This window comes from Actinocrispum wychmicini, from assembly GCF_004345645.1.
GTDB lineage: Bacteria > Actinomycetota > Actinomycetes > Mycobacteriales > Pseudonocardiaceae > Kibdelosporangium > Kibdelosporangium wychmicini.
This window is the reverse complement of record NZ_SLWS01000012.1, coordinates 263,889-275,607: the sequence shown is the minus strand read 5'-3', so window position 1 is coordinate 275,607 and position 11,719 is coordinate 263,889. Positions and strand designations below refer to the sequence as shown.

Sequence of the window (11,719 nt, the reverse complement as noted above, 5' to 3'; positions counted from 1 at the left end):
CGGGCGGCATATCGGCTGGTCAGTAGGGGTGCTTGGTTTGTTGGAGGTGGCGTGACAAACCTCGTTCTGGCTCGTCTCACCGTGGCGACGCGGCCCGGCGGCCAGTCACTGACCAGGCGTTTTCCCAGGTGCGACCCCTCTCCCTCTGCCTGCAACAAATTCGCCACCCCAGCGGTCCAACGAGACTGCGAATCACCGTTATCGATGACCTGGTTGCTCACCACTCGTGACCAGGGCATCACTACTCGCTGAGTCGAGGCTCGACGGTTACGTCGTCGTTGCCACTTCGTGTCCCACGAACGGCCCTGAATCGATTGAGTGTGCTTCCGGTCACTAGGGTGCCGGGCATATGTTGTGGCGCACAACTTTTTCGAGTCCCACTGGAAGGACGACGAATGCGTAGCAAGACCCTTACCCTCGCCGCCGTGGGTGCGGGTGTCGCCCTCGCCCTCTCGGCTTGCGGGGCCAACTCAGCGGCTCCTCCGGCTGGCGGCGGCGGTACCTCAGCTGGTTCGACGTCGGCGGCCGCCAGTGGCGGTGGCGTCAAGGTGGGCGTGATCCTCCCGGAGACCGCGACTTCCGCCCGTTGGGAGGGCTTCGACAAACCGATGCTCCTCGATGCGATGAAGGCCCAAGGACTCGACGCGGATGTGCAGAACGCCCAGGGTGACACCGGCAAGTTCGCCCAGCTGGCTGACGGGATGATCACCCAAGGTGTGAAGGTCCTGGTCATCGCCTCGATCAACAGCGATCTCGGCAAGACCGTCGCGGCCAAGGCCGCCAACGCGGGCATCCCGGTCATCGACTACGACCGGCTGAACCTCGGCGGCACCTCGAAGTACTACGTGTCGTTCAACAACACGAAGGTCGGCGAGCTGCAGGGTCAGGCTTTCGCCGACGCGCTGAAGTCGAAGCAGGGCGCCCAGGTCATCGAGATCGAGGGCGCGCCGACCGATAACAACGCGACGCTGTTCTACAACGGCCAGCAGAACATCCTCAAGCCGCTGTACGCCTCGGGCGCGCTGAAGCTGGTCAAGTCGCAGCCGATCGACGGCTGGGACAACCAGAAGGGCGGCAACACCTTCGAACAGATCCTGACCCAGAATGGCGGCAAGGTCGACGGTGTCGTCGCCGCCAACGACGGGTTGGCGGGCGCGGTCATCACCATTCTGAAGAAGAACGGACTGAAGGTCCCGGTCACCGGCCAGGACGCCACCGCCGCCGGCCTGCAGGCGATCCTGCGTGGCGACCAGTACATGTCAGTGTTCAAACCGATCAAGCAGGAAGCCGAGGCGGCCGCGAAGCTCGCCGCAGCGCTGGCCAAGGGCGACACCGCCACGGCGGACTCGATCGCCACGCAGAAGGAGCACGACCCGACCGGCAACCGTGATGTGCCGTCGGTGCTGTTGGAGCCGCAGACGATCACCAAGGCCAACGTCAAGCTCGTCGTTGACCAGAAGTACGTCACCGCCGCCGAACTGTGCGTTGGCGACGTACAGTCGCTCTGCCAGGCAGCGGGCATCTCCTAGTTTCCCCATCTCCGGGGTGGGTGCCTGCCCCCGACTGGCACCCACCCCGGTTCCATCACGGAGTACAGACATGAATGATCCGATCCTCGAGATCAAGGGTCTCAACAAGAGCTTCGGCCCGGTCCACGTCCTGCACGACGTGGACCTCACTGTGCGCGCGGGGGAAGTGACCGCGCTCGTCGGTGACAACGGTGCCGGCAAGTCCACTTTGGTCAAATGTGTCGCCGGGATCTACGGCCATGACTCCGGAACTGTCACCTTCCAGGGGCGGGAAGTGCACATCCGGGGACCGAAAGACGCAGCCGCGCTGGGCATCGAGGTCGTCTACCAGGACCTCGCGCTGGCCGACAACCTGGACATCGTGCAGAACATGTTCCTGGGCCGGGAGCGCGGTTCGCAGTGGCTGCTCGACGAAGCGAGCATGGAGAAGGCGGCTCGCGAGACCCTTGCCTCCCTTTCCGTTCGCACGGTCAAGTCGGTACGCACACCGGTCGCCTCGCTGTCCGGTGGCCAGCGGCAGACGGTCGCGATCGCGAAGGCCGTGCTGTGGAACAGCAAGGTCGTGCTTCTCGACGAGCCGACCGCCGCGTTGGGGGTCGCCCAGACCCGCCAGGTGCTCGACCTGGTCCGGCGGTTGGCCGAACAGGGCCTGGGAGTCGTGCTGATCAGCCACAACATGGCCGATGTCTTCGAGGTCGCCGACCGGATCGCCACGCTTTACCTGGGCCGCATGGTGGCGCAGGTGCCGACCAAGGAAGTGACCAACACCCAGGTGGTCGAGCTGATCACCGCCGGACGGTCCGGTGAGCTGGGCCTCGCCCGCCCCGACACCGTGACCATCTGACGACCATTTGACACATGGACTGGACCCTCGCATGACTGAAAAGCCTTCCGCCACAGGGACGCACACCGCGCCGGAGGAAGCCAAACGCCTCAGCGCGATTTCCGACTTCGGCATCGACACCACCTCGAAGACCACCGGCGAGGCGTTGGCTGATTACTTCGCCCGGCTGCGTGGCGGCGAACTCGGCACGTTGCCCGCGCTGGCAGGCCTTGTCGTGTTGGTGATCTACTTCGCGTCGCAGTCGGAATTCTTCCTGTCGCTGCGCAACGTCGCCAACCTGTTCGCGCAGGGCGCCGGCGTCACGATCATCGCGATGGGCCTGGTGTTCGTGTTGCTGCTCGGCGAGATCGACTTGTCGGCCGGTACCGCCTCGGGTGTGTGCGCCTCGATCATGGCTTTGCACCTGGTGCGAAACGGCAACCTGCTCGGCGGCATGGGCTCGACTGTCTTCTACGTGTTCTGCGCTCTGCTCGTGATCGGCGCCGGGCTCGCCGCGCTGCTTCGGATCTGGGTGGGAACCGCGCTCTCGCTGGTGGCGTTGGTCATCGCGCTGTCCGGAGCGAGTCCGAACCCGTGGCTGGAGATGCTGCTCGCGCTGTGCGTCGGCACGGCGATCGGCTGCATCACCGGATTCCTCGTCTCCAAGATCGGCATGCCTTCGTTTGTGGTCACGCTGGCGTTGTTCATCACCTGGCAGGGTGTGATCCTCAAGCTGATCGGGCAGGGCGGCACGTTGCTGATCAGCCCGGACCCGGTGCTCAACGGCGTTGCCAACGGCAACCTCACGGTGTTCGGTAGCTGGGTGTTCTTCGTGATCTTCGCGGGTGGGTACGCGGCGACGGCCCTCGGACAGCACTACCGCCGGCTCAACCGCGGCCTGGTCACGCAGCCGACGGTGTTGGTGTTGGTCAAAGTGGGAGCCATCGCTGTCCTGGGCGCGGTCGGCACGTACCTTATGACGCTGAACAGGTCCGCGACCGCTCTGGAGATCTCTGGTGTTCCGTACGTGGTGCCGATCGCGCTCGGCTTGATGGTGGTCGGGATGTACACACTCAACCGCACCCGCTATGGCCGGCACATCTACGCGGTCGGCGGCAACACCGAGGCCGCCCGCCGCGCCGGGATCAACGTGCCGAAGCTCCGGGCCAGCGTGTTCGTGATCTCTTCGTCGCTCGCCGCGATCGGCGCGATCGTGTACTCGTCCAAGGTCGGTTCGGTCGACCCGCAGGCCGGCGGTCTGAACACACTGCTGTTCGCGGTCGGCTCAGCGGTCATCGGTGGCACTTCGCTGTTCGGAGGCAAAGGCAAGATCACTGACGCCGTCATCGGTGGCACCGTGATCGCGGTCGTGCAGAACGGCCTCGGCCTGCTGAACTACGGTGCGGCCGAGGTCAACATCATCACCGGCATCGTGCTCCTGATCGCGGCCTCGGTGGACGCGTTGTCGCGCCGTCGTGCGGCGGCTGCCAAGTCCTGATCGCCGTGACCATTCCGCCGATCGCCGGGGCTCGGCCCGACGAGGTTCGCAGGCACAATCGCACCGCCTTGCTGCGACGTCTGCACATCGACGGGCCGTGCACCCGCGCGGCGCTCACGTCCGAGTTGGGACTCAACCGCAGCACGATCAAGGCGCTGGTGGACGGCCTGGCCGAATCCGGCGTAGTGGAGGAACGGGTGCCGCTGCAGCGCAGCGGCGCCGGTAGGCCGTCTCTGTTGGTGTTGCCCCAGCCACACGCCGCGGTGGTGCTGGCGATCGACATCCGGGTCGAGGGCGTCGCCATCGCTCTGGTCGGTCTCGGCGGCCAGATTCTGGGCCGCAACAGTTGGAACCTTTACGGTCGCAGCAGCCAGCCCGATGAGGTCGTCAACCACGTCGTCGAGTCCACGAGATGGCTCGTGGGAGAGTTGCAGGTGGAGACTGCGGCTGTGGGGGTGTCCGTGCCCGGCGTCGTTCGGCGTTCGGACGGACTCGTGCATGAAGCCCCCAACCTGCACTGGACCGACATCCCGTTGGGCGAATGGCTCTCCACGGGCTTGGGCATGCCGGTGCGTCTCGGCAACGACGCCGAACTCGGCGCGTTGGCGGAGCACGTCCGGGGCGCGGCCAGGGGAGCGTCGGACGCGGTGTACGTGTCCGCTGACGTCGGTGTTGGTGGCGGCGTGATCTCCGCCAGTTCGCTGATGCGCGGAACGAGCGGGTACTTCGCGGAAATCGGGCACATGGTGGTCAAGCCCGGCGGTCGCCCGTGCTACTGCGGTAGTCACGGCTGTTGGGAGACCGAGATCGGCGAAGCCGCCCTCTGCAGAGCGCTGGATCTGCCCGAAGGCTCGCCACGCGGCGCGATAGTCGCCGCGTTGAAGGAGCTGTCCGCGCATCCGTCCCTGGCGCGCGACCAGTTGGCGGAGTTCATCGACTGGCTGTCCCTGGGACTGGTGAACGTGGTGAACATGCTCGGTCCCGAACTGGTCGTGCTCGGTGACCTCTTCACTTCGTTGCCCGCGGCCATCATCGCCGACATCGGCAGAGAGGTCCGGACTCGCAGCCTGGTCAGCAGGGCGGTCGGCGGAACGCGCATCGTTCCATCCGTGCTGGGCGGCGACGCCAAACTCATTGGTGCCGCTGAACTGGCCTTCGAGCCCGTCCTCGGCACTATGTGACGGTAAGTGCTTGAGTAGGTCGCCCACGGTAGCCGAAATCGCTGACGACTGACCGTTCTGCCTCAACTCGTACTCGTCCGGCTGCGTCAGCGAGCTGCGAAATGCCAGTTGAAAGTCATGGAGGACATCGAGTCGGCGCCTGTTGCCGGTGGGCCAGGCGCGATTTGGGCGAATAGTCCTTTTACTGTACAGGACGGGTAGTCGAGGCCTGGAGGCCGGCCATATCACAAGCGGCGTCGCATACAGCAAGGGCGGGGACCCGTTCAAGGTCCCCGCCCGCTGAAGTATGGCTGGTGATCTCAGCCCTTCTGCAGCTCTGCCTCCAACTCCTTCAGGCGCGCCTCGTGCTCACGCGCGTGGTGACCGCAGAACAGCAGTTCTCCTCCTGAGGGCAGGATCGCTCGAACCTGTGCGGCTGCCCCGCAGCGGTCGCAGCGATCGGCGGCTGTCAGTTCGGGGCGGGTGAGCGTGGTGTTCATGGTAAATCTCCCTCCGTCCCGGCACCGATGATCGGTGCCCTCGTCAGGCTGCGATCACATGGTTCCCGCGTCGACTGCCTCGCGGTCACCCGATGTTCGCTCCCTCTACTCTTGCAGACGTTTCGGCGATCGTCAGTGTTCCCGCGCCCGAGAGAGACTCCCGTAACAGTTGATTAGCCCGGTTGCCGCAGTGGTCGTCTCGCCATGCAGGATCATGTGGTGTTTTCCGTGCGACGCATGGTAAAAGCACGTTCAGTGCCCGTCCCGATGCTGTTCGTGATCGGCGGGCTGTCGATGTATCTGGGGGCGGCGCTGGCCGTCGTACTCTTCGCCCAGCTCAGCCCGGCATCTGTCGCGTGGCTGCGGATCATGGGTGCGGCGGTCGTGTTCGTGGCGTGGCGGCGGCCGTGGCGGACCGCTTGGCGGCGGCGCACGCTTGTGCTCGCTGGCGCCTTTGGTTTGGTGACAGGTGTGATGAACATCGCTTTTTACGAAGCGATCGGCCATCTGCCGCTGGGGACGGCCGTCGCGCTTGAGTTCGTGGGACCCGTCACAGTTGCCGCGTTCGGATCGCAGTCGCGGCGAGACGTGTTCGCCTTGCTGTTCGTTGTGGGTGGGGTCGCGTTGATCGCGGACGTCCGATGGGCAGGAAGCCCGCAGGGTGTCTTGTTCGCGCTCACGGCAGCCGCGTGCTGGGCCGGCTACATCCTGTTGGGCAAGCGAGTCGCGACAGACGCCGGGGGCATAGACGGCCTCGCGATCGGGTTCGCTGTGGCGACCGTTGTCCTGTCGCCGTTCGCGTTGGGGACAGGGCCGGCATGGACATCGCCGAAGCTGCTGGGAATGGGCGTCGGTATCGGCGTTGTGTCCACTGTTGTGCCGTACGTGCTTGACCAGGTCGTGTTGCGACGGATCGGGCAGGCCCGGTTCGCCCTGCTGTTGGCGTTGCTGCCGGTCAGCGCGGCCGTCATGGGCTTCCTGGTGTTGCGGCAGATTCCGGCGATTCCGGAGGCACTCGGGATTCTGGCGGTGGTCGGTGGGCTCGGCCTCCGCAGCCGAGACCCCACCGAGCCGCCTGTCTAGCGCCTTCCGGACACTTGCGAGTGCTCAGCGCACGCCGAGCAGGTCGACCACGAAGACCAGGGTTTCGTTCGGCTTGATCGCGGCACCCGCGCCGCGGCTGCCGTAGCCCAGATGCGGTGGGATGGTCAGCTTGCGTCGGCCGCCCACCTTCATGCCGGCAACGCCCCGATCCCAGCCCTGGATCACGTGCCCGGCGCCGAGCGCGAACTCGAACGTGTCACCACGGTCCCAGGAAGCGTCGAACTGCTTGCCGGTCGAAAACGAGACGCCGACATAATGGACGGTCACATCTTGGCCCGATGCGGCCTCCGGACCGTCACCGACGGTGATGTCCTCGATCTGCAGGTCCGCCGGTGGGTTCCCGTCGATCGGGCCGATCTCGGGTTTCTGCGTCGCCACTGAATGGTCCTCCGATGAGTCAGGCGGTGAGTGAGTACGGAGGACAACGTACCCACGGAGCCCTGAGCGCTGCTGAACGGGATCACAAAGGCGCCGCGTACGGCGACCACAACAGTCACGAAAGTGGGGGATAGGGCGCCGCTGTAAAGATGGGACTTCCACCGGACCCGCCAGGTGAGCCTCGGTGGCTTGTCGCATCGACAGATGCCGGGCGTGCCCGGACTACCCGATGCGGTGTTCGGCTTTGCCATGAAAACGCCCCTGACCTGCCGGCCAGGGGCGTCCTTCAGGTTTGTCGGATCATTCCAAGTAGTCCCGCAGCACCTGCGAGCGCGATGGGTGGCGCAACTTCGACATGGTCTTGGACTCGATCTGCCGGATGCGTTCCCGGGTCACGCCGTAGACCTGGCCGATCTCGTCCAGAGTGCGCGGCTGGCCGTCGGTGAGGCCGAACCGGAGCCGGACCACGCCAGCCTCGCGCTCGGACAGCGTGGCCAACACGGACTGCAACTGGTCCTGCAGCAACGTGAAAGACACCGCGTCCACCGCGACCACGGCCTCGGAGTCCTCGATGAAGTCGCCGAGCTGGCTGTCGCCCTCGTCGCCGATGGTCTGGTCAAGCGAGATCGGCTCCCGGGCGTACTGCTGGATCTCCAGCACCTTCTCCGGGGTGATGTCCATCTCCTTGGCCAGCTCTTCCGGCGTCGGCTCACGGCCGAGGTCCTGGAGCAGCTCGCGCTGGATCCGGCCGAGCTTGTTGATCACCTCGACCATGTGGACCGGGATCCGGATCGTCCGCGCCTGGTCAGCCATGGCGCGGGTGATGGCCTGGCGGATCCACCACGTGGCGTAGGTGGAGAACTTGTAGCCCTTGGTGTAGTCGAACTTCTCGACCGCACGGATCAGGCCGAGGTTGCCTTCCTGGATCAGGTCGAGGAACGCCATGCCGCGGCCGGTGTAGCGCTTGGCCAACGAGACCACCAGACGGAGGTTGGCCTCCAACAGGTGATTCTTGGCGCGCTCCCCGTCGCGCACGATCCAGCGCAGGTCGCGTCGCATCTGCGGGGTGAGCTTCTCGCTCTCCTCCTCAGCCTTGCGCACCCGCTCAGCGGCGTAGAGGCCGGCTTCGATCCGCTTGGCGAGCTCGACCTCCTCCTCCGCGTTGAGCAGGGCGACCTTGCCGATCTGCTTGAGGTAGGCGCGGACCGAGTCGGCCGACGCGGTGAGCTCGGCGTCCTTGCGGGCCTGCCGGAGCGCCTCGGACTCCTCCTCGTCCCAGACGAAGTCGCTGCCCTCGGTCTTGGCCTCCTTGCCGAGGTCCTTCTCCTCCTCGTCCGGCTCGTCGACCACCGGCTCGTCGACCAGTTCGGCGTCGTCCGCCTCAAGGTCCTCGAGATCTTCCAGCTGGACGTCCTCGAGGTCGCCCGGCTCGTCCGGTTCGCCCTCGGCGCCCGGCTTCTTCGCGGTGGCCGGCGCCACCTTGACCGCCGGGTTCGTCGCGGTCTTCTTGGCGGCGCGAGGCTTGGCGGCTGCGGGCTTGCGTCCCGCTGACGACTTCGCCGCCGGTGTGGCTCCCGCGGTCGCGAGTTCGTCCGCGTCGGCCTTCGTGGCCGAGGCGGTCTTGGTCGTCTTCGCCGCGCTCGCGGTGCTCGGGGAGCGTCGGGTTGCGGTCTCTGCGGCTGCCACGTACGCCCTTTCGAAACGGTCGACAACGGCAACATCGGCGGGGGTCGAGTTGCCGGGAGTTCGGGGAGGTCCTCCGGGCTCTCGCCGAAGGCACCGTTCCATTGTAACGACGCCCACCGAGTGCGGTGACCCAACAAGCCGTTTCGGATCGTTCCCACGTCCCGGAATGAACCGCGAACTCAGTGCTGCACCCCGATATCGGCGGCCACCGCGGCCCCGACAATCCCGGCGTCGTTACGCAATTCGGCTGGGACGACCCTGGTCCGCACGTCCAGCAGGGGCAGCCACTTGTCCGCTTTCTTGCTGACGCCGCCGCCCGCGATGATCAGGTCCGGCCAGATGAGGTCCTCGAGTCTGCGCAGGTAGCGGGTCACACGTTTGGCCCACTCCTCCCATGACAGGTCGTGTTCCTCCTTGACCGACGCGGCGGCCTTGGTCTCCGCGTCGTGCCCGTCCACCTCGAGGTGGCCGAACTCGGTGTTGGGGACCAGTTCGCCGTCGAGGAACACGGCGCTGCCGATCCCGGTGCCGAAAGTCAACAGAACGACTACGCCGGAACGGTCGATATCCGATCCATAACGAATCTCGGCCATGCCGGCGGCGTCGGCGTCGTTCAGCACGACGATCTGGTCGGCCTGCCGGCCGAGCCGCTCGGCGAACAACGCGTGCGCGTCGGTGCCGATCCACTTCTTGTCGATGTTCGCCGCCGACAGGGCGACGCCGTGCTTCACCACGGTCGGCAGGGTCACCCCCACCGACCCCTGCCAGCCGAACTGTTCCACTGTCTTGGCGACCACGTCGGCTATGGCGTCTGGATCGGACGGGTGCGGCGTGTTCGTACGAACGCGTTCACCGACGAGTTGACCATTCTGAAGGTCGACCACGCATCCCTTGATCCCGGAGCCGCCGATGTCCACCCCGAAGCCGCGGGTTCCAGCCATCGCCGTGGTCCTTTCCTTCACGATTCAGTTCCTGGTGACCGCGACCATATCCGATGTGGTCGGATGTACCCATGGTCCATCTGCGGGACAGCTTGCGCGAGGTCGCCGTCCGGGTGGCCGCGGAGGCCGCCGAACTGGTGGAGTCCATCCGGCGGTCAGCGGTACGGGATGTGTCCACCAAGTCGAGCACGACCGATCCGGTCACGGCGGGGGACCGCGCCGCCGAGCGTCTCGTCCGCCAACGGCTCGCCGAGTTGCGGCCCGGCGAGGCTGTGCTGGGTGAGGAGGAAGGGGGCGGCGCGGGCGACGGTGACGGTGTGTGCTGGGTGGTGGACCCGATCGATGGGACCGTCAACTATCTGTACGGTCTTCCGTGGTACTCGGTGTCCGTGGCAGCTCAGTTGGACGGTGTGTCGGTGGCCGGGGCGGTGGTCGAGCCGTCGAGCGGTCGGTGCTGGTCAGCCGCCCGAGGCTCGGGGGCGACCTTGGACGGGACGCCGTTGCGGGTGACGTCCACCGATCGGCTGGATCTGGCGCTGCTCGCGACCGGGTTTGCGTACCGTCCGGAAACCCGGACGCGGCAGGCCGCGTTGATCGGCCGGCTGCTCGGCCGCGTCCGGGACATCCGCCGGGCAGGTTCGGCCGCGTTGGATCTGTGCATGGTGGCGGCCGGGTGGGTGGACGCATACGTGGAGCACGGCCTGAATCCTTGGGATTGGGCGGCCGGTTCGCTCATCGCTGAAGAAGCGGGTGCGGTGGTGTCGTTGCCGGACTCAGGCACGTTGGGCGGTGCGACGTTCGCCGCCGCACCAGGGATTTCGGAGGAGCTGCGGACCACGCTCGAGGAGTTGGGTGTGGTCGACGTCCTGTGACCGGTGTGGCGGTGTCGAACCGGTCAACGTGTAGTTCGGCATCGCTCCGAACAAACTCAGTCGTGGGGTTCGGCCGGCATCGACAGATCAGCACCCGGGCTTCGTGAGTCGCGCGGCGACGTGGTTCGGCGGTCGCCTCGGTGGGACGTGGTTCGGCTTGTGGCAGCGCGGCCTGTCGCCGGACAGTCGGTGCCGGTCGTTCGCGTCGGACGCGGACAGTTCGATGCTCCGGTGTTGGTCAGCAGGCGGTCTTGCGGATCGAGTCGACCAGCGCCTGGTCGATCTGTTGCCCGGCGGAACCCTGCACCGACTGCAGTCCGCCGGTCTGCGGCGGATGCTGTGCGCTCCAGTCGACTATCTGCTTGAGGACCTGCTGGGTTTCGGTCCTGACCTGCAGGTCGTCGAATTTCTTGCCGATCACGAAATCCACGGTCGCGTCCTGCCGGCCGTCCTTGATCAGTTCGGCGCACGGCTCGAGCAGGCTCATCGTGCGCGCGGCCGGGGCGCCCTGAGCGCCGAACCGGATCTGGGAACGGCACGTCATGCTGCCCTGGGGGTACACCGGGTCGTCGTCCGGCTTCCCGACCTGGCTGAACCCGAGTTGCTTCAGGTTCTCGGTGACCAGGGCCGCCTCACCGCGCTGCTTGCTGGCGTTGAGGACCCGGATCTGTATCTGGTCCGGAGTGGCCGCCAGGGTCTGGTCGAGGCCGTTCTGATCGACGTGCTGGCCGAGCGGTGGTGCGGGCGGTGGGGCCGGTTGGCCTGGTTCGGCGGTCGCCGGCGTCGGCGGGTCGCAGTGCACGCTGGCCGTGGCGTCCTTCGTGTGGTTGTCGATCACCTTCAGCCAGACGATCGTCGCGCCAAGGCCGAGTAACACCAGCATGACCAGCGCGGGAATCGGACGTCGCCTGCGGTATCTCGGGGCCCGCCCACCCCCGCTCAAGCTCCCCGCCGTCACGTGCCCGCCCTCCGTCGCCGGCCTGCTTTTCCTGTAGTTGGTTGCTGCTGATCAGCCTAGGCGTTTCCGGCCAACCGGGGGCACCGGGGCGAGCGAACGTGTCGCGGTCGCCCGATGCGACCCGATGGTCGCGGACAGTGAGTCACCGCAGGTATCGGACCATGGCGGGCCAGTTCCGGCAAGAGCCCACACCGGGTGACACCTGTTCGGATGTGACTTGGAGCGGTCGGGAACACACCCGGTTGGGTGATGCGTTAACTGAACTGGCGC

General features: G+C 66.4%; 11 protein-coding genes. 6 read left to right on the top strand and 5 right to left on the bottom strand.

All coding sequences use genetic code 11. The annotated features are described in order from the left end of the window. Positions 1-395 precede the first annotated feature (395 nt). The 4 genes from EV192_RS42705 to EV192_RS42690 all read left to right on the top strand — a co-directional run bounded on the left by EV192_RS42705 (position 396) and on the right by EV192_RS42690 (position 5,031). A complete protein-coding gene (locus tag EV192_RS42705; RefSeq protein ID WP_132124442.1) occupies positions 396-1,529 on the top strand; it encodes a sugar ABC transporter substrate-binding protein in 1,134 nt (377 codons plus the stop codon). 70 nt (positions 1,530-1,599) lie between these two features. Next, positions 1,600-2,373, top strand: coding sequence for an ATP-binding cassette domain-containing protein (locus tag EV192_RS42700; protein WP_132124441.1), 774 nt, complete (start codon positions 1,600-1,602; stop codon positions 2,371-2,373). 31 nt (positions 2,374-2,404) lie between these two features. Further along, the gene (locus EV192_RS42695) at positions 2,405-3,850 is read left to right on the top strand and encodes a sugar ABC transporter permease (RefSeq protein WP_132124440.1); all 1,446 of its coding nucleotides are present in this window, start codon (positions 2,405-2,407) and stop codon (positions 3,848-3,850) included. 5 nt (positions 3,851-3,855) lie between these two features. After that, a complete protein-coding gene (locus EV192_RS42690; RefSeq protein ID WP_132124439.1) occupies positions 3,856-5,031 on the top strand; it encodes an ROK family transcriptional regulator in 1,176 nt (391 codons plus the stop codon). Between the two features lie 299 nt (positions 5,032-5,330). Here EV192_RS42690 and EV192_RS42685 read toward each other — a convergent pair whose 3' ends face one another. Continuing rightward, positions 5,331-5,510 carry a DUF7455 domain-containing protein gene (locus tag EV192_RS42685; RefSeq protein WP_033391384.1) on the bottom strand — a complete coding sequence of 60 codons (180 nt, stop codon included), beginning with the start codon at positions 5,508-5,510 and terminating at the stop codon, positions 5,331-5,333. A gap of 294 nt (positions 5,511-5,804) precedes the next feature. Here EV192_RS42685 and EV192_RS42680 point away from each other — a divergent pair, with 294 nt between their 5' ends. Next, entirely contained in the window at positions 5,805-6,593 is a 789-nt protein-coding gene (locus tag EV192_RS42680) for an EamA family transporter (protein ID WP_132124579.1), read from the top strand. 24 nt (positions 6,594-6,617) lie between these two features. On the opposite strand, the gene EV192_RS42675 is transcribed toward EV192_RS42680, so the two are convergent. The 3 genes from EV192_RS42675 to ppgK form a co-directional block, all read right to left on the bottom strand. Beyond that, the gene (locus EV192_RS42675; RefSeq protein WP_132124438.1) at positions 6,618-6,992 is read right to left on the bottom strand and encodes an FKBP-type peptidyl-prolyl cis-trans isomerase; all 375 of its coding nucleotides are present in this window, start codon (positions 6,990-6,992) and stop codon (positions 6,618-6,620) included. Between the two features lie 300 nt (positions 6,993-7,292). Beyond that, positions 7,293-8,678, bottom strand: coding sequence for an RNA polymerase sigma factor (locus EV192_RS42670; RefSeq protein WP_279495508.1), 1,386 nt, complete (start codon positions 8,676-8,678; stop codon positions 7,293-7,295). A 179-nt stretch (positions 8,679-8,857) separates the two neighbouring features. Beyond that, positions 8,858-9,619, bottom strand: a complete 762-nt coding sequence (gene ppgK / locus EV192_RS42665) for a polyphosphate--glucose phosphotransferase (RefSeq protein ID WP_132124436.1) — start codon at positions 9,617-9,619, stop codon at positions 8,858-8,860. Between the two features lie 71 nt (positions 9,620-9,690). On the opposite strand from ppgK, the gene EV192_RS42660 reads away from it, so the two are divergent. Further along, a complete protein-coding gene (locus EV192_RS42660) occupies positions 9,691-10,491 on the top strand; it encodes an inositol monophosphatase family protein (RefSeq protein ID WP_132124435.1) in 801 nt (266 codons plus the stop codon). Between the two features lie 238 nt (positions 10,492-10,729). Here the strand turns inward: EV192_RS42660 and cei are convergent, their stop codons facing one another. After that, the gene (gene cei, locus EV192_RS42655) at positions 10,730-11,449 is read right to left on the bottom strand and encodes an envelope integrity protein Cei (RefSeq protein ID WP_165960908.1); all 720 of its coding nucleotides are present in this window, start codon (positions 11,447-11,449) and stop codon (positions 10,730-10,732) included. Between the last annotated feature and the right edge of the window lie 270 nt (positions 11,450-11,719).